A 17,965-nucleotide genomic window follows, 5' to 3' on the forward strand; every position below is an offset into this window, starting at 1 on the left:
GGGACGAAGATCATGGGTGAACATACCGTCGCATCTTTCGATGAGGATCTGGAGCAGATCAGCCAGCTGATCCGCGACATGGGCGATCTCGCCCGCTCGATGGTCAGTGGCTCGACCAGGGCTTTGCTCAATTCGGACAATGCGCTGGCGCAGCGCGTGGTTTCCGATGATGCCATCATGGATGCACGCCAGCGCGAGCTGGACGATCGCGCCATCACGCTGATCGCCAAGCGCCAGCCAATGGCCAACGATCTGCGTGCGGTGGTCGGTTCGATCCGCATGGCCGGCGACCTTGAGCGCATCGGCGACCTTGCCAAGAACATCGCCAAGCGCGTCGGCACTGTCGGGCTGAGTGTCACGCCGCACGACCTTTCGCATTCGATCGACGCGATGGCGCAACTGGTGCTGATCCAGGTGCAGGGGGTCGTCGACGAGTACGCCGCCGCCGACCCGGCAGCGCTTGCCACGCTCAGAAACAATGACGAACGCATCGACGTCAAATACACCTCGGTGTTCCGCGAGCTGCTGACCTACATGATGGAAGATCCCCGCAACATCACGGCGTGCACGCACCTGTTGTTCTGCGCCAAGAACCTCGAGCGGATCGGCGACCACGTGACCAACATCGCCGAAAATGCCTACTATGTTTTGACCGGCACGCAGCTGCCAGCCAATCGTCCGAAGCAGGACGAGACGGCAATGTCCGCGCCAGCGGCATAACAGGGGTGACCAGCCGATGATCGCACCACGCATCATGGTGGTGGAGGATGAGGAGCCGCTAGGCGTGCTGCTCCGCTACAATCTTGAATCCGAAGGTTACCAGGTCGAGGTGGTGACGCGCGGCGACGAGGCCGAAATCCGGCTGCAGGAGAACGTTCCCGACCTTCTCGTGCTCGACTGGATGGTGCCGGCGGTTTCCGGCATCGAACTCTGCCGGCGCCTGCGAATGCGCCCAGAGACCGAGCGGCTGCCGATCATCATGCTGACCGCGCGAGGCGAGGAAAGCGACCGCGTGCGCGGCCTGTCGACCGGCGCCGACGACTATCTGGTCAAGCCGTTCTCGACGCCGGAGTTCATGGCCAGGGTCAAGGCGCTGCTGCGCCGGGCCAAGCCGGAAGTGCTGTCCAGCGTGCTAAAGGTCGGCGACATCGTGCTCGATCGCGAGTCGCACCGGGTCTATCGCAAGAAGAGCGAGATCCGGCTCGGGCCGACCGAATTCCGCCTGCTCGAATTCATGATGCGCCACCCCGGCCGCGTGTTCTCGCGCAGCCAGCTGCTCGACAATGTCTGGGGCGAGACGATTTACATCGACGAACGCACTGTCGACGTGCACGTCGGCCGGCTGCGCAAGGCGGTCAACAACGGCCGCATGCCTGATGTCATCCGCACCATCCGTGGGGCGGGTTACGCGATCAGGGAAGACTAGGTGGCTGTTCCGTCCCGATAGATCGTGACCGGGAAAACTCGATTAGCACGTGGTCGCCAACAGCCGCGAAGAGTGGAATGTTGCACTCGTCTCATCGATGGGGAGCGAGCACGTGACGCTTTGGCCCAAATGCGGTCATTCGAAACCTGATGAGGATGACCGCTCTTGGCGGTACGTCGCCATCTTGCCCGCAGACTCCGACCAGAAAGCCATGCAAGAATAAATTTGAGTTAACTTAGATATACGTTCGTTAAACGACGTGTGTTCTGCATAAATATACGATTTTACTAAATTGCTTCAATTTACATTGAGCCATCACCTCCTTATTCATTATCCGCCTTCCGATTATTGCGGTCTCGGATCGAATGACGATTCCGTGGAACGATCTCGTTCCTTGCAGCGTTGCTTTGGGAGCGGTCGCCGGACCTTTGACCAGGTCGGACACCATGAGGAAGGATTTCTGATGAGCACGGTCTTAAACGCCAAAGGCATCCCTCTTGCCTACACCGGCGCTTCCACTCATTGGTTCTCGGCCACCGGGTCTGGACCGGAACTGCATGGCACCTCCGGCAACGACTCCTTCTGGGGAGACACCGGCGTCACTGTCACGATCCACGGTGGCGCCGGCGACGACTACTATCATCTCTATTCCACCAACAACAAGGTGGTCGAGGATCCTGGGGCAGGGATCGACACGATCGACACATGGATGAGCTACAAGCTCCCTGACAATTTCGAGAACCTCGTCGTTACCGGCACCAACCGATTTGCGTTCGGAAATGCGTTGGACAACATCATCAAGGGCGGGTCAGGTCACCAGACGCTGGATGGCGGCAAGGGAAATGATGTCCTGATCGGCGGCGATGGCGCCGATACTTTCGCCATCTCCAAAGGTAATGGAAGCGATCTTATCTTCGATTTCGGTGCGACCGATGCGCTCCGCCTTAACGGCTACGATTTCACTTCGTTCGATGCCGTCCGTTCACAGATGGTCCAAGTGGAATCGAACGTGATGCTGAACCTCGGATCCGACGAAATCCTGGTGTTCAAGAATACGACCATCGACAAGCTGCAGCCCACCCAGTTCGAACTTCCGATAGACAAGTCCGCAATGACGCTGTCCTTCTCCGACGATTTCAACACGCTGAGCCTTCGGGACGGGCAGGACGGCACCTGGAATTCCAATTTCTGGTGGGGAGCGCCGAACGGCAGCACGTTGAGCAGCAATGGTGAGTTGCAGTGGTATATCGACGCCAATTATGGCCCGACGAGTTCGGTCCATCCGTTCAGCGTTGAGAACGGCGTCCTCACCATCACCGCCGCGCAGGCGCCGGAGGACATCAAGCCTCTGATCAACAACTACGAATACACCTCGGGGATCCTGACGACCCACGACACCTTCTCGCAAACCTACGGCTATTTCGAAATGCGGGCGGATCTTCCTGAAACAGCCGGAGCCTGGCCGGCGTTCTGGCTGCTTCCGGAGGACGGATCGTGGCCGCCGGAGCTGGACGTTGTCGAAACGCGCGGCCAGGACCCGAACACGCTCTACATGACGGCGCATTCCAATGAGACGGGAGCGCACACGAAGGTTTCGTCAACGGTGAACGTTGCGGATACCGACGGTTTCCACACCTATGGCCTGCTCTGGACGAAGGATGAGCTTGTCTGGACCTACGATGGTGTAAAGGTCGCTCAAGCAGCGACGCCGGCCGACATGCACGATCCCATGTATATGCTGGCCAATCTCGCGGTGGGCGGCATTGCCGGCCAGCCTCCTGACCATCTGGCTACGCCAGCGGAGATGAAGATCGACTACATCCGCGCCTATACGCTGGACGACCTGCAGCACCACCCCTTGGACATCGCCGGCGACCATTCGGTCTAAGCGACGCCCTTATGTTGGGGCCATGAGCCGTTAGGAGCGCGGGAATGATTGCACGGTCTGATCTGCGGGCAGTCTTGAGGCGCGCCATCGCCGATGTCGGTGTTTTTTCGTTCCTCATCAACATCCTGCTATTGGTGATCCCCCTTTATCTGTTGCAGGTCTATGACCGCGTCCTGCCTTCCTCCAGCGTCGAGACGCTTCTTTACCTCTCTGCTATCGCGGTTCTCGCACTCGCCTTTCTCGGTCTCCTCGATGCGGTCCGCTCCGTTTACACGCAGCGCGTTGCAGCCATTGTCGACAACAGACTGGGCGCGAGGACATTCGCCGTCTCGCTGGAGGCTAAGTACGCCGGGGGAGCAGCCCTGTCTCCACTGCGCGACCTTGGCTCGGTATGCGCCTTCATCAGGTCACGCGGCGCGGCGGTCTTGTTCGACCTGCCGTTTGCTCCGTTCTTCCTCGCCCTGCTGTACCTCATCCACCCTTTGCTGTTCTGGCTTACGCTGGCGGGATCTGGGCTGTTGCTTGCGATGGTCCTGGCAAATCAGTTTGCCATCGGCAAGAATGATGCCTTGTCGGCGGAACGCTCGGCTGTTGCCAGCCTGTCGGAGCAGGCCTTTGCCCGGAATGCGGAGACGCTGCGCGCCATGGGCATGATCCAAAACGCCGCGCGAGTGTGGGGAAGGCACGTGGCGGAGGCGCTAGTCCTGCATGACCGTTCGTCGATGGCCAACGCGATTTTCAGTGGAACGTCGCGAGCCGTACGCATGATGCTTCAGCTAGCAATACTGGGTGTCGGAGCATGGCTCGTGCTGCAAGGGAAGATGACGGCCGGCATGATCTTCGCGTCTTCCCTGGTGTCGTCCCGTGCGCTGCAGCCGCTCGACCAACTGATCGGGTCATGGCGGCAGATCGTCGACGCCAGACGATCGTGGAAGCGTTTGGACAAGGCGCTTTCCGCCTATCCGGCACATGCGCAAAAACTGACCTTGCCGGACCCGTCCGGCGAAATTGTCGTGCAGGGCCTCATCTTTGTCGCGCCGAACGCCACGCCAGGCACCGAACCCATCATCAAGAGACTGAACTTCCGCATCGGCGCAGGCGAAGCGGTGGCGATAATAGGTCCGAGCGGAGCCGGCAAGTCCACCCTGGCAAGATTGCTTGTCGGTGCGATTCAGGCAACCAGCGGCTGCGTCAGGATTGACGGCGCCGATCTCAGAACCTGGGACGAGAAGCAGCTTGGCCGGCATATCGGATATCTCGCTCAGGAGGTGGAGCTCTTTCCCGGATCGATCGCGGAAAATGTCGCCCGCTTTGAACCCGATGCGAATGACGCCTCTATCGTCGAGGCAGCAAAGAATGCCCGGGCGCATGAGCTGATACTGGAGCAGCGAGACGGCTATCAGACCAGAATAGGTTCGTCGGACAGAACACTGTCGGGCGGCGAACGCCAAAGGATCGGGCTGGCGCGCGCTTTTTACGGCAATCCGCATGTTCTCGTTCTGGATGAGCCCAGTACCCATCTCGACGGCAGCGGCGAAGCCGCGCTCGAAGAAGTGCTTGCCGCCGCGAAAGCGGCGGGCGTTACGACAATCGTGATAACGCACCGCCCTTCGGTCGCCGCAGCCTGCGACCGCGTGATGCTTCTACGCAGCGGAGTGATCGAAGCCTTCGGTCCAAGCGGCGACGTGATGCGGCAGCCGATCGCCGGCATCGGCCTTGCCCCACAGCGCAGCATGGCGGTGACAGGGTCTTTTGCAACGACGAACCGCGGCACCCCTCATAGTGTCCGCTTTGGATCGTAGAAGATGACAGCACAGAGCCTCGTCCGGGAAGGCACAGCACGCACCGACATTCGCCGGGTGGCATTCACCGGATACGCGGCAATGGCGATATTGGTGGGTTGCTTTGGCTATTGGGCGGTCAGTGCACCGTTGTCCGGCGCGGTCATCACGCAAGGCAAAATCTCGGCGACAGGCGGGAACATCCTCATCCAGCATCCCGAGGGCGGCATCATCCAAGAGTTGCTCGTCCATGAGGGTGATCGCGTGCAACAGGCCCAGGAACTGATCCTGCTGGATCGAACAGCCGCGCAAGCCGAACTCAACCGGCTGACGAGACAGTCGATCGCGTTGAAGGCCAGCGCTTCGCGGCTGGAGGCGGAACGCGACGGGTTGGATCGGCTTGCGCCAATCACAGAGGCTGCGCCAGCACCGTTCCAGCACAATTTCGAGGTCCTGGTTCAGGAACAGCGGAAGGAATTCAACGCCAGGCTCGCCCGATTTCGATCCGAACAATCGATCCTCAGGCAACGGGTTGCCATGCATCGCCAGTCTGTTGTCGGGTTGCAGGCCCAGAAACAGGCCATTCAGCAACAGGCCGAAGTCGTGAAGAAAGAACTGGGCATCAAGACCAGCCTTTTGGACAAGGGCCTCACCAATCGCACCGAATATTCGCAGCTTTTGCGTAGCGAGGCAGATCTCGTCGGGCAGGCAGGGGCGCTGGAGGCAAATCTTGCATCGGCCAACACCCAGATCGTCGAAGCGCAGGAGCAGATAGAGCGCCTGACCACGCAACGCGTGGAGGAAGCCCTGACGAAACTCGACGAGGTACGTTCTTCGCTGGCTGACATTGACGAACAGATGCGGGCATCCGAGGCAGTGCTGCGGCGGACGACGATCAAGGCGCCAGCGGCGGGCATCGTGGTATCGTCCACCTACAATTCCAAGGGCAGCGTGATTGCCCCCGGCGAGAAGATCATGGAGATTCTGCCTACGGCATCGGGCTTGATCGTCGATGCACGGCTGCCGCCGAAAGACATTGACCAGGTTCGTGTCGGCCAGCCGGCAAAACTGCGACTATCAGCGTTGAACATGCGGCTCACCCCTGAGATTTCAGCCATGGTGACACAGGTTTCCGCAGATCGGCTCATCGATCAGGCTACGCATGAACCCTATTTCCGCGCCAAGCTGAAGATTGCCGCCGACTTGCCGCCCGGAGTGAAAGCGGAGCAGCTTTACCCTGGAATGCCGGTAGAAGCGTTCATCGGCACCGGCGAACGGACCTTCTTCGAGTATCTCGTACGGCCGATGCGCGATTCCTTCGCGCGCGCTTTCACGGAGCGGTAGATGTTGCGGACCGCGCAATTTTGACCCTGGCCCTCACGCCACGCTCTTTCCGGCGCTCCCTCTCGCCTGCACGCCCGGCGCAAAAATCTCCTGATCGACGAAGATCAGTGCCCGCATGGCGCAGCCTTCGCGGATCAGTGGCAGTTCGTTCGGCTCTGTGTCGAAGGAAATCGATTTTGAGTGCTGGCCGCCGGCGGTCTGGGCAATCGCCTCGCGCAGTGCCGGCTCTATCAGGTCGAAGGCGGCCGCGCTGACGCCGACCATGGCAACGGGCGCCGGATCGATCAGCGCGAACAGGCTGCCGAGGCCGTAGCCGAGCGCTTCGCCGGCCTTGCGATAGGCTTCCCGTTCGGGTCCGTCACCTTCGCGGGCCGCGGCAGCCAGGGCGCGCATGTCGGCGTCGCTGACATCGGCGACGGGTTCTGCATCCTCGCCCATCTGCCTGGCGTTGCGCCAGATGGCGTAATTGCCCGCATAGGCTTCGACGCAGCCGCGCCGCCCGCAGCGACAGAGCGCGCCGTTCGGCCGATGGATCATGTGGCCGAATTCGCCGCCCGAAGAATGGGTGCCGGTGAACAATTCGCCCTTCAGCACCAGTCCCATGCCGATGCCGTGCGACAAAAGGATAGCGATGAAATCGTCGCGGTAACGATCGGGGTCGCGCCAGCGCAGCGCCACCGCCATCATGTTGCAGTCATTCTCCATTATGGCGGGGATGCCGAACGCGTCTTCGAATATGTCAGCGAAGGCGATGTCGGTGTGCGGCGTGATCGGCGACCACAGCATGGCGCGGGCACGGGTGTCGGTGATGCCCTGGATGGCCAGCGCGATGCGGGCGATGCTGCGCACGTCCAGGTCGGGATCTGCCAGGCGGCGCCGCACGATTGCCGTGCATTCACCGATCAGCGACTCGCGCGACATCGTCAGCGTGTCCAGCCGGCGCTGTTCCTCGGATACTACCTGGCCGGCATAGTCGATGACGGCGACGGAGAGGAAGTTCAGCGACAGCACCACGGTCATTACCGCGGCCGCTTCCGGATTGAGGCTGAGGCCGACCTGCGGCCGGCCGCGTTTGAGCGAGCCGGCCTCGCTCGGCTTGCTTTCGGTCAGGATGCCTTCGACGATCAAGTCGGAGGAAATCGCCGAGATGGTCGAATGGCTGAGGCTTGTGGTCGCGGCAATCTCGGTTCGCGACGGATGTCCGGCGCGGCGCACCGCCGCGATCACCATGGCGCGGTTGCGGCGGCGCAGATCGTCATGGCGGATTCCGACCGACATGCTTTTTCAATCCTCCCGGTCGCCGCGGTTCTTCCTGCCCTGGAACGCTGTCGGTGACGCGGATAAATACTGGCAGAAGCCGCGCGCCCTGTCATTTATTTATTCCGGGGCTCGAAAAAAATTCGAAAGGCCATCAAAATCCATCAGATTCGATGTTGACAGCGTTCAGGCGTTGCCCCAGTGTTTTTTCGAGGCTCGAAAAAATAGGGCTTCTGTGCCGGCCCTCGGGTCAGTTTGGTCGCGCCATACGCGGCGCAGGGAGGATAATATGAAAAGATTCACAGCCGCCATCCTGGCGGGTGCCGCCATGTCGCTGACGCTCGCGTCTCTCGCGCAGGCGAAGGACAAGGTCGTCGGCGTTTCCTGGTCCAATTTCCAGGAAGAGCGTTGGAAGACCGACGAGGCCGCCATGAAGACGGCGATCGAGGCCGCTGGCGACAAGTACATCTCCGCCGATGCGCAGTCCAATCCCGGCAAGCAGCTCACCGACGTCGAAAGCCTGATTTCGCAGGGCGCCAATTCGCTGATCATTCTGGCGCAGGACGCCTCGGCCATCGGCCCTGCGGTGCAGAAAGCGTTGGACGAAGGCATCCCGGTCGTCGGCTATGACCGGCTGATCGAGAACAAGGACGTCTTCTATCTGACCTTCGACAACAAGGAAGTCGGCCGCATGCAGGCCCGCGAGGTGTTCAAGGTCAAGCCGGAAGGCAACTACGTCTTCATCAAGGGCTCCGGTGCCGATCCCAATGCCGACTTCCTGTTCTCGGGCTCGATGGAAGTGCTCAAGGAAGCCATTGACAGCGGCAAGATCAAGAATGTCGGCGAAGCCTACACGGACGGCTGGCTGCCCGCCAACGCCCAGAAGAACATGGAACAGTTCCTGACCGCCAACGACAACAAGGTCGACGCGGTGGTCGCGGCCAATGACGGCACCGCCGGTGGCGTCGTCGCGGCGCTGACGGCGCAGGGCCTTGCCGGCACAGTGCCGGTTTCGGGTCAGGACGGCGACCACGCCGCGCTGAACCGTATCGCGCTCGGCACGCAGACCGTTTCGGTGTGGAAGGACGCGCGTGAGCTCGGCAAGACCGCCGCCGAGATCGCTTCGCAGCTCGCAGACGGCAAGAAGACCGGCGACATTGCCGGCGCCAAGGACTTCACGACGCCGGGCGGCAACACCGTCAAGTCGCTGTTCCTGACCCCGATTGCCATCACCAAGGACAATCTCAACCTCGTCATCGACGCTGGCTGGATCAAGAAGGAAGAAGTCTGCACGGGCGTCGCTGCCGGCACCGTCGCGGCCTGCAACTAAAAGCTGGCTTGTTCCTGCATTCTCAACGCCGCGGCCCAAAAGCCGCGGCGTTTTCTCAAAGACTTTTGTGTTTCCGCATCATGCGGATAGCTTCTAGGCTGGGCTCCGGTATACGCGTCAGACGGCCAGTCGGTGGGAGGAAATCATGACCGATACGACGTCCAACCCACAGGCCGATACGGCGCGCGCGTCGGAACTCGGGGCCGTCGCCCGGTTCCTGAAGGCGACCGAGATCGATACCCGCATGCTCGGCATGATCGGCGCGCTGCTGGTCATCTGGATTGGGCTGCATGTCATTTCCAGCCTGCGCCTCGGCGTCAACCCGCTCGATTTCGACAGCCGCACCTTTCTCACGCCGCGCAATCTGTGGAACCTGTCGGTGCAGACATCCGCGGTTGCCATCATGGCCTGCGGCATGGTGCTGGTCATCGTCATGCGCAACATCGACCTGTCGGTCGGTTCCGCCGAGGGCCTGATCGGCATGGTGATGGGGTTTGCCCAGGTGCATTTCCTGGTGCGCTTTGTCGGGCTCGAACTCGGCAATCCGTGGATCTGGGTCCTGGCGCTGGTCATCGGCCTGGCGCTCGGCCTGCTGATCGGCGCCTTTCAAGGCTTCGTCATCGCCTATCTCGAAGTGCCCGCCTTTATCGTGACGCTGGGTGGCCTGCTGGTCTGGCGCGGTGCGGCCTGGTGGGTCACGTCAGGCCAGACCGTGGCGCCGCTTGACGCCACTTTTCAGCTGATGGGCGGCGGGCCGGCGGGATCGATCGGCGCGACCTGGAGCTGGGTCGTCGGGATTGTCGCCTGCCTCGCCGTGGTGTTTGGGCTGTTCAACGGGCGGGTACAGCGCAAGCGTTTCCGGTTTCCGCTACGTCCGATCTGGGCCGAGACGCTGCTCGGAGTCGTCACCTGCGGCGCCATCATGGGCGCGGTCTGGCTCGCCAATTCCTATCCCTGGCCGATCGGCATCGTGAACAGATATGCGGCCGCCAACAACATCACCCTTCCCGAAGGCGGCCTGTTCATCGCCCACGGTATCGCCATACCGGTGCTGATGGCGGTCGCCGTCGGGCTGGTCATGACCTTCATCACCAACCGCACCCGCTTCGGCCGCTATGTCTTTGCCATTGGCGGCAATCCCGAGGCGGCCAATCTCGCCGGCATCAACACGCGCTGGATCACCATGAAGGTGTTCATGATCATGGGCGTGCTGGCCACGATCGCCGCGGCAATCTCCTCGGCCCGGCAGAATTCGGCCACCAACGTGCTTGGAACGCTCGACGAGCTGCTGGTCATTGCAGCCGCCGTGATCGGCGGCACGTCGCTTGCCGGCGGGTCGGGAACGATCATCGGCGCCATGCTCGGCGCCCTGCTGATGCAGTCGCTGCAGTCCGGCATGGTGCTGCTTGGCGTCGATTCGCCGCTGCAGAGCATCGTCGTCGGCGCCGTACTGGTGATCGCCGTGTGGCTCGACACCGTCTATCGCAAGCGCGTCTAGGAGGGCATGCCATGACTGACAAGACTGCTCCTACAGCCACCGCGCTGATCGACATGAGGAACATCTCGATCGCGTTTGGCGGCATCCGCGCCGTCGACGACGCCTCGATCGATCTTTTCCCCGGGGAGGTCGTGGCGCTGCTCGGCCACAATGGCGCCGGCAAGTCGACATTGATCAAGATCCTGTCCGGCGCCTACAAGCGCGATTCGGGCCAGATCTTCGTCAACGGCGAGGAGGCATCGATCTCCAATCCACGCGACGCCAAGAAATACGGCATCGAGACGATCTACCAGACGCTGGCATTGGCCGACAATGTCGACGCCGCCGCCAATCTGTTCCTCGGCCGGGAGCTGATGACCGCCTGGGGCACGCTCGACGACGTTGCCATGGAGGCCGAGGCGCGCAAGGTGATGGGTCGGCTCAATCCCCGCTTCCAGCGCTTCAAGGAGCCGGTGATCAAGCTGTCGGGCGGCCAGCGGCAATCGGTGGCGATCGCGCGTGCAATCCTGTTCAATGCGCGCATCCTGATCATGGACGAGCCGACGGCGGCGCTTGGTCCGCAGGAAACGGCGCAGGTCGGCGAACTGGTTAAGCAGCTCAAGTCCGACGGCATCGGCATCTTCCTGATCAGCCACGACATCCACGATGTGTTCGAGCTTGCCGACCGGGTCTGCGTCATGAAGAATGGCCAGGTCGTCGGCACCGCCCGCACCACTGATGTCACCCAGGACGAGGTGCTGGGGATGATCATTCTGGGCAAATGCCCGCCGGGCGCCATTCCCGGACCGGGCGCGCTGAAGATAGCGGCCTGAGATCGAGCCAGATCGCGGTTGCCGGACACGTGATATGCCAGCCGTAAGGATGGCTTGGCCTTGGCATTGTGTTGGCACGGCGACTTGCCCATAAAGGTCCGACATCGCTCAGGGACCTCACGATCCGTTGAAGAAGCTTTTTCCGATCATCGCCTTTATCGCCGTCGCGCTGATCAGCATGGTGATGGCAGGTTTTGCTTATTTCGCCACGCAGGAAGCCGCGCGCATCAAGTTCGAGGCGACTGCCGACGATGCGCTCAACCGGATCGAGAGCCGCATCGACCTGCATCTGTCGCTGCTGCGCTCGACGCAGGCCCTGTTCGACGCCCGCAATGGCGATATTTCTCGCAATGAGTTCAAGGCGTTCTTCAACGCGCTCGATGTCGACAAGAATTTCGCCGGCTTGCGCGGCATCGGTTTCCTCAGGCTGGCAAAGGCGGGCGACGAGGCGACGGTCGAACGCGATATGCTGCACGATTATGGCGTCAGTCATCCAATCTACCCGGATACCACGCAATCCTGGCGTACCCCTATCGTGCTGTTCGAACCGCTGGATCCATCCAACCAAGCCGGCATCGGCTACGACATGTTCAGCGAACCGGTGCGGCGTGTGGCGATCGAAAAGACGATGTCCGACGACCAGCAGCACGCCAGCGGGTTGGTGCAGCTGGGCCAGGACACGGGCGCCGCGCAGACGTTCACCGGCTTCTTCGTTTTCGTGCGGCTCAATGTCGAAACCGCTCCCGACGTCATCAATGCTTCGAGATCCTCGACGGCCGGTTTTCTCTATGCGGCCTTTCGGGCTCGCGATCTGTTCCAGACCGCGCTCAGCCGGTCGCCGCTGCTGCCGGTCAACACCGAAATCTATGATGGCGATGGTGCCGTGAACGGCGATAATCTGCTGTTCCGGTCGGAGACGCCGCCGGCGTCGACTTTCGGCGACAGGCTGCTGGTCACCCGAAAGATCATCGTCGCCGGACGGCCATGGACTGTCCTGTTCCGGCCGACAAGCGCCTTCTCGCAGCCGTCGTCGCGCGCCATTCCGGTGATGCTGGGGCTGTTCGGCCTGTTGTTGGCGGGCGCCATCGCGCTGGTGGCGCGCTATCAGGAGCGGGCCTATGAGGCAGCGTCGCGGTTGCACGAAACGACGGAAAAGAGCCTGATCGAAAAAGACCTGATGCTGCAGGAGATGAAGCATCGCATCAAGAATTCGATCACCAGGGTGCTGGCTATCGCGCGCCAGACGGCATCGCGGGCTACCGACGTCAACGAGTTTTCCGCATCCTTCTCGGCCAGGCTGCAGGCTATGGCGGCGTCCCAGGACATGCTGACGCGCTCGCGCTGGCAGAAGGCCGATCTTGGCGATCTCCTGCGCATCGAACTCGGCCAGGTGTTCGGCAAGGAGCTGCCCGAGGGGCTGCTGTCAGGGCCGCAGGTGCTGCTCGACGAAACCACGACGCAAGCGCTCGGCCTGACCTTCCACGAACTGGCGACGAATGCGCTGAAATACGGCGAAGCCGGCAATTCCGTCGGCGCGCTGAAAGTGGACTGGTCGGTCGAAGGGCGCGGGCGCGACAGGACGCTGGCTCTAAATTGGCGCGAAAACGGGCAGACGAAACTCGAAGCGCCAGCCAAGACCGGATTCGGCACCAAGCTGATCGATCTCAACGTGACGCGGGAGCTGCGCGGTACGATCAAACGCGATTACCAGGCCAATGGGCTGAACGTTGAAATCAAAATTCCACTCGCCAACTGAGCGCGACCTTCACCCGAAAAGGATCAAGCGTCCAGACATGAAAAATCCGAAGGCCAGCGGACCGGCCTCCGGATCGACGTTTCGATTATCGCCGAATTAGTTGCAGCGAGCCGTGTAGATACGGCCGCGATGATCGCGATATTGACAATAGCCGTTGCGCAGGTTGCGCACCAGCAGGCCGGAACCGGCACCAACGGCCGCGCCGATCAGCGCGCCCTTGCCGCCGCCGACCAAGCCGCCGACACCGGCGCCGATCAAGCCGCCGCCAACCACGTCCTGCTCGGTCGAGGTGCAACCACTGACCGCAACCACCGCAACCAGGGCAATAATCATCTTCCGCATAGAGTCACTCCTCACTTTGTGTCCTCACTTGGTAAGCTCCAGCTGCCACTTAGCATGAAATGACGGCCTTTGCTGCTGCAATCTATTGTTGTCGAAGATAGTCTTTTTCTGGGCGTGTCGCGTTTGACGCCATTACCAGGCTGGAAACTTCCAGAGACGCGTCAAGCGTACCATCGGCGCGCACGTTCCAGACGATCTGATCGTAGTCGTCTTCAAGCGCCGGATCGACGGCAAGGCATTTGGCGACGATGTGGTCAGCCTGCCCTTGCACGTCGCCCAAGACGAACGGGCGTTCGGCCACGCATTGCTCGGCGCTCGCGAAAACGCTGACGGGCACCTGGAGTTCACGGCAGTCGGCCATCGTGTTCGAGCAACCGATGACCAGCAGCAATGCAGCGATATGTTCCATGGCGGGAAGTCCTCTCGCCATAGTAACGGTCTACATTCGCCAAAGTTCCTGGCTCGCTGGGCCGGGCTGGGAAGTAAGAGGGCTACAATCGATTCTGTCACCGGCCGAAACGAGCTGGCCTCAGACCAATTGGTACAGGGCGACTACCGCGATCACGGCCAGCAGGCCCAGCGCGACAAGGCGCAAGGCCCCATTGGGAACAGGGGCCAGCGGTGGCGCGGATGCCTCGGAGCCTCAAACTCGCCCATGGAAATCCGGGCGGCCTGCTCCAGTCTGTTCATGTTGGCAACCGTCAAGGCAATCCTCCCGCACCATGCTGCAAATCCTGCTGCGGAAATGTTCGGTGATGCAACGAGTTCCAGCGGTATCTGGGAAAAACAGCATCTGCTTTTATGGTGAACAGCTGGTTAAGGAAGCTCGGGCCGCTCAATCCGTCTCGAAATTGCCGTGCGGAACGACAAGGCGGTACTCGAGACGGCCGGCCGCGATTTCGAGCGTCGCCGTTCCGTTCAGCGACGTCGGCACGACCCGTTCGAGTGCGACGCTGCCGAAGCGCTTCTCGCTACGCCTAACATCACTGGCTTCGATTGCCTCGGCCCATGTCAGGGACAGGGAGGTTCCCGTGTCGGCGGCGGTCAGGTTAGCTGTAACATTGACGAATCCATCGGGGCGCGACAGGGCGCCATAGCTCACCGAATTGACGGCGAGTTCATGCATCGCAAGGCCGATATGCAGGGCAGCGTTGGGATTGAGATAGGGGTTTGCCCCCTGAAACCTCAGGCTGCGGACCGGATCGCCGCCGTAGCGGCCCACCTGGCCCGATACGAGTTCGCGAAGCGCCGCACCCCGCCAGTTGGAAGAGGTCACGAGATCCTGGGACGAAGCCAGCGATTGCAGCCGGCCGCGAAAGCGTGTCAGGAAATCGCCGATGCTGTCGGAGTAGCGACCGGTCTGGGTGGCTATGCTCTGGATGATCGCCAGCAGGTTTTTGGAGCGATGGCTTACCTCCCGCAACAGCGTCGTCAGGGTCTGCTCGCGGCGCTTTTGCTCGGTCGTCTCGACCATTGTGGTGACGACGCCTTGCACCGTGCCGCCGTCGCCGTGGTCGGCATCGATCCAGACCTCAAACCAGCGGCTGCCATCCTCGACGGGAACGCTGATCTCGAGACGTTGGGGGTTGCCGGATGCAATGACGTCGCGCTTGGCCGCGCCGATGCGGTCGGCCTGCGCCTCCGGCAGAATACCGATGCTGTCGGTGGTGTCCGAAACCCAGGGCGCACGCATGTTTCGCGCCCATACGGTTTTCATCTCGCGATCCTGGTAGAGAACGGAAATGCCGGCATTGTGCAACGCGTGAAGAAGGGCGCGGCCGAGCTGCATGCCGCTTTCGGCAGGATGGAGGGCGATGACTTCATCGCTTTGCACGTCGTCCTTCCTGTTTCCGGTCCTGGAACCCATCGGCCAAACTGTCCACCCAATTCAGGCTGAACGGCTCACCGGTAAATGGGTTCCAAACAGGTTTCCCGAACCCGCCGCCAAAAAACGGTCCGCCGGACGGCGTCCTTTAGGACACCGCCCGGCGGTGGCTGGAAACCGTTTGAGGGGTGCGGCTTCCAGTGTTCGGCCGTTGGTCGTTACGAAGCCCGTTTGAACAGGCCCGCAAGAAGCGAAATGACCAGGAAAGCGAGGAAGATGAAAAACAATATCTGCGCTATGCCGGCAGATGTACCGGCGATGCCGCCGAAACCAAGCGCGCCGGCGATGATCGCAACGACGAGAAATACGAGCGCCCAGTAAAGCATGATGCATCTCCTTCGAATGGTGCGATAAAAACGTGGGTGGCTGCGGTTTGTTCCCACCCTTTGCCGAAAAAGACCGAGCTTGCAAATCGTTCAAGCAGGAAGCGCGCAGGAATTTCACCGTCGCCGCCCGCGTGCATCAGGCGGCACGATTACCACTTCCCCAATTCACGACTATGCGGCGGCTTTCGCCTGGCGGTCAAAGAACAGTGCCTGGCTGATCAGCGCCTTGACCATGTCGGGATTGAACGGCTTGGTGACCAGGAAGGCCGGTTCCGGCCGTTCGCCAGTCAAGAGGCGCTCGGGGAAGGCGGTGATGAAGATGACCGGCACCGACGTCGATGACAGGATCTCGTTCACGGCCTCGATGCCGGAACTGCCGTCGGCAAGCTGGATGTCGGCCAGCACCATCTTCGGCCGTGTCTTGCCGAACATCATCACTGCCTCGGCATGGGTGCGCGCCGTTCCAACGACGCGGTGCCCGAGGCTCTCTACCATTTCTTCGATATCCATGGCGATCAGCGGTTCATCCTCGATGATCAGGACGTCGGTTGCCACCTGACGGGATATCTCGTTGCTCGCTTGGGCAAGCAGCTCTGAAAACTCCTGGTCGCCGACGTCGAGGATCTCAGCCGCTTCGTCCTCGCTGAAGCCTTCGACAGCCACGAGCAGAAAGGCCTGACGAGGCCGCGGCGCGATCGCATTCAGATTGGCGGCGGTGCGCTGTTCCCACGCCGATTGCGCCTGCTCCTGTGGGACGCGGATGGCGACCGATGTGAACAGCTTGGCGAACACCTTGTACAGCGCGATGCGGTCGCTCGATGCTTCGGGAAATATTTCGATATCGGCGATGATGGCCTCGAGCATCGCGGCTACCAGCGCATCACCACTCTCTTGCGACCCGGAAACAGCCCGCGAGAAGCGGCGCAGGAAGGGCAGATGTGGTGCGATGGTGGCGGATAAGCTCATGGTAAGACGTCTCCCTCAGAATGACGTGATTGCATAGGTGCATAGGTCAAGCTGACTGCAAGCCCTGACGTTAACGCGGATTTTTTGAAAAAGTTCCGCCTCGACGGAACAAAAGCCGGGGAGTGGCGTTTGTGGTCGGGATGGGCGACCAGACGAGGGCGCCGCTTGCGTTGTGTTGAGTATGATAAGAGCGGCTTGAGCGCTGGGAATACAAGGGCAAAATGAAGGATATGACGAAAGATATTCTGGCTGGCGCCGAGAGCAGGCGCCGGAACGGTTCTGGTGATGTTCTTGGACCGAACTCCGAAATCGGACGCAAACTCAAACAATATTACGACGCGCTGGTCTCCGACGATGTGCCGGATCGCTTTTCCCAGTTGCTTAGCCAGCTGGAACAGGCTGAACCCGCACAGAAGAAGGACTGAGGTATGGCCGCGGTCTCCCAAGGCTTCAAGACCGATCTGCTTGGGGCAATCCCAAGTCTGCGCGCGTTCGCCGTGTCGCTGACGCAAAATGCCGATAAAGCCGACGACCTCGTCCAGGAAACGCTCGTCAAGGCTTGGGACAAGCATGAGAGCTTCCAGCCCGGCACCAACCTCAAGGCCTGGCTTTTCACCATCCTGCGCAACGAGTTCTATTCGCAGATGCGCAAGCGCGGGCGCGAAGTGCAGGACAGCGACGGTATCATGACGGCCAGGCTTGCCGTTCATCCGGCTCAGCACGGCCAGCTTGACCTGAAGGATTTTCGTGGGGCGCTGGAACAATTGCCGGAGGACCAACGCGAAGCCATCATCCTCATCGGCGCGTCTGGTTTCTCCTACGAGGAGGCCGCCGAGATCTGCGGTTGCGCGGTGGGGACGATCAAGAGCCGCGTCAGCCGAGCCCGTACGCGCTTGCAGGAGATCCTGAAAATATCAGGCGAGGACGAGTATGGTCCGGACGCAATTTCGGCCCAGGTAACGAGCTCGCCGGCAAGCTGACCGCGATCGTGTCTCAAGCGCGTCCGCAGGCCGCGGCGACCGCTTGCACGAGGTCTTCACCCGAATAGGGTTTGCCAATCAGCCTGACGCCCGGAAACGATGCCTTGATCTCCTCTGCATCCGAATAGCCCGACGCAAACACGAAAGGTATGCCTGCCGCGCGCAGGCCGGAGGCGAAATCGATCGTCGAGACACCGCCCAGCATCAAGTCGACAATGGCTGCATCGAATCGCGTGGCGACCTCGCGGCCATCGACCTCGGTCAGGTCACGGGCGATCACCACCTCATCGGCGCCATGGTCGCGGCAAAGCTGCTCGACATCCATGGCGATCAGAAATTCGTCCTCCAGGACCAGAATCCGCAATCCGTCAAGC

Annotated in this window: 18 protein-coding genes; 11 read left to right on the plus strand and 7 right to left on the minus strand. The window is 61.2% G+C overall.

The annotated features are described in order from the left end of the window. The first annotated feature begins 12 nt into the window (after window positions 1-12). The 5 genes from phoU to NKJ04_RS22445 all read left to right on the plus strand — a co-directional run bounded on the left by phoU (window position 13) and on the right by NKJ04_RS22445 (window position 6,439). Window positions 13-720 carry a phosphate signaling complex protein PhoU gene (gene phoU, locus NKJ04_RS22425; RefSeq protein WP_127413489.1) on the plus strand — a complete coding sequence of 236 codons (708 nt, stop codon included), beginning with the start codon at window positions 13-15 and terminating at the stop codon, window positions 718-720. A gap of 16 nt (window positions 721-736) precedes the next feature. Continuing rightward, the gene (gene phoB, locus NKJ04_RS22430) at window positions 737-1,426 is read left to right on the plus strand and encodes a phosphate regulon transcriptional regulator PhoB (RefSeq protein WP_010911896.1); all 690 of its coding nucleotides are present in this window, start codon (window positions 737-739) and stop codon (window positions 1,424-1,426) included. A 463-nt stretch (window positions 1,427-1,889) separates the two neighbouring features. Next, window positions 1,890-3,314, plus strand: a complete 1,425-nt coding sequence (gene eglC, locus NKJ04_RS22435; RefSeq protein WP_352442041.1) for an endo-1,3-1,4-beta-glycanase EglC — start codon at window positions 1,890-1,892, stop codon at window positions 3,312-3,314. 74 nt (window positions 3,315-3,388) lie between these two features. Beyond that, window positions 3,389-5,116 carry a type I secretion system permease/ATPase gene (locus NKJ04_RS22440; protein ID WP_352677407.1) on the plus strand — a complete coding sequence of 576 codons (1,728 nt, stop codon included), beginning with the start codon at window positions 3,389-3,391 and terminating at the stop codon, window positions 5,114-5,116. 3 nt (window positions 5,117-5,119) lie between these two features. After that, a complete protein-coding gene (locus NKJ04_RS22445; protein ID WP_352442043.1) occupies window positions 5,120-6,439 on the plus strand; it encodes an HlyD family type I secretion periplasmic adaptor subunit in 1,320 nt (439 codons plus the stop codon). Between the two features lie 33 nt (window positions 6,440-6,472). On the opposite strand, the gene NKJ04_RS22450 is transcribed toward NKJ04_RS22445, so the two are convergent. Further along, the gene (locus NKJ04_RS22450) at window positions 6,473-7,717 is read right to left on the minus strand and encodes an ROK family protein (protein WP_352442044.1); all 1,245 of its coding nucleotides are present in this window, start codon (window positions 7,715-7,717) and stop codon (window positions 6,473-6,475) included. A 268-nt stretch (window positions 7,718-7,985) separates the two neighbouring features. Here NKJ04_RS22450 and xylF point away from each other — a divergent pair, with 268 nt between their 5' ends. The 4 genes from xylF to NKJ04_RS22470 all read left to right on the plus strand — a co-directional run bounded on the left by xylF (window position 7,986) and on the right by NKJ04_RS22470 (window position 13,092). Beyond that, entirely contained in the window at window positions 7,986-9,026 is a 1,041-nt protein-coding gene (gene xylF, locus NKJ04_RS22455; RefSeq protein WP_352442045.1) for a D-xylose ABC transporter substrate-binding protein, read from the plus strand. Window positions 9,027-9,171: 145 nt separating this feature from the next. Next, complete coding sequence (locus NKJ04_RS22460; protein WP_023810991.1) at window positions 9,172-10,524, plus strand: sugar ABC transporter permease; 1,353 nt, start codon at window positions 9,172-9,174, stop codon at window positions 10,522-10,524. A gap of 11 nt (window positions 10,525-10,535) precedes the next feature. Then, window positions 10,536-11,336, plus strand: a complete 801-nt coding sequence (locus NKJ04_RS22465) for an ATP-binding cassette domain-containing protein (protein WP_352677408.1) — start codon at window positions 10,536-10,538, stop codon at window positions 11,334-11,336. A gap of 127 nt (window positions 11,337-11,463) precedes the next feature. Continuing rightward, window positions 11,464-13,092 (plus strand): CHASE domain-containing protein, encoded by a 1,629-nt coding sequence (locus tag NKJ04_RS22470; RefSeq protein ID WP_352677409.1) that lies wholly within the window; start codon window positions 11,464-11,466, stop codon window positions 13,090-13,092. Window positions 13,093-13,188: 96 nt separating this feature from the next. On the opposite strand, the gene NKJ04_RS22475 is transcribed toward NKJ04_RS22470, so the two are convergent. The 5 genes from NKJ04_RS22475 to NKJ04_RS22495 all read right to left on the minus strand — a co-directional run bounded on the left by NKJ04_RS22475 (window position 13,189) and on the right by NKJ04_RS22495 (window position 16,611). Beyond that, window positions 13,189-13,434, minus strand: coding sequence for a YMGG-like glycine zipper-containing protein (locus tag NKJ04_RS22475; protein ID WP_023810994.1), 246 nt, complete (start codon window positions 13,432-13,434; stop codon window positions 13,189-13,191). A gap of 82 nt (window positions 13,435-13,516) precedes the next feature. Then, on the minus strand, window positions 13,517-13,843 hold the full coding sequence (locus NKJ04_RS22480; RefSeq protein WP_352677410.1) for a hypothetical protein: 327 nt from the start codon (window positions 13,841-13,843) through the stop codon (window positions 13,517-13,519). A 426-nt stretch (window positions 13,844-14,269) separates the two neighbouring features. Further along, entirely contained in the window at window positions 14,270-15,301 is a 1,032-nt protein-coding gene (locus NKJ04_RS22485) for a sensor histidine kinase (RefSeq protein ID WP_352677411.1), read from the minus strand. Between the two features lie 176 nt (window positions 15,302-15,477). After that, complete coding sequence (locus NKJ04_RS22490) at window positions 15,478-15,645, minus strand: DUF1328 domain-containing protein (RefSeq protein ID WP_013529282.1); 168 nt, start codon at window positions 15,643-15,645, stop codon at window positions 15,478-15,480. Window positions 15,646-15,816: 171 nt separating this feature from the next. After that, window positions 15,817-16,611, minus strand: a complete 795-nt coding sequence (locus NKJ04_RS22495) for a response regulator (RefSeq protein WP_023810997.1) — start codon at window positions 16,609-16,611, stop codon at window positions 15,817-15,819. 221 nt (window positions 16,612-16,832) lie between these two features. On the opposite strand from NKJ04_RS22495, the gene NKJ04_RS22500 reads away from it, so the two are divergent. Then, entirely contained in the window at window positions 16,833-17,036 is a 204-nt protein-coding gene (locus NKJ04_RS22500; protein WP_352677412.1) for a NepR family anti-sigma factor, read from the plus strand. A gap of 3 nt (window positions 17,037-17,039) precedes the next feature. Continuing rightward, on the plus strand, window positions 17,040-17,591 hold the full coding sequence (locus NKJ04_RS22505; RefSeq protein WP_013529285.1) for an RNA polymerase sigma factor: 552 nt from the start codon (window positions 17,040-17,042) through the stop codon (window positions 17,589-17,591). 13 nt (window positions 17,592-17,604) lie between these two features. Here the strand turns inward: NKJ04_RS22505 and NKJ04_RS22510 are convergent, their stop codons facing one another. After that, window positions 17,605-17,916: a response regulator gene (locus tag NKJ04_RS22510; RefSeq protein WP_050592687.1), complete on the minus strand. Its 312-nt coding sequence runs from the start codon at window positions 17,914-17,916 to the stop codon at window positions 17,605-17,607. Window positions 17,917-17,965: the final 49 nt, after the last annotated feature.

Source organism: Mesorhizobium sp. M0618 (assembly GCF_040320765.1).
Lineage (GTDB): Bacteria > Pseudomonadota > Alphaproteobacteria > Rhizobiales > Rhizobiaceae > Mesorhizobium.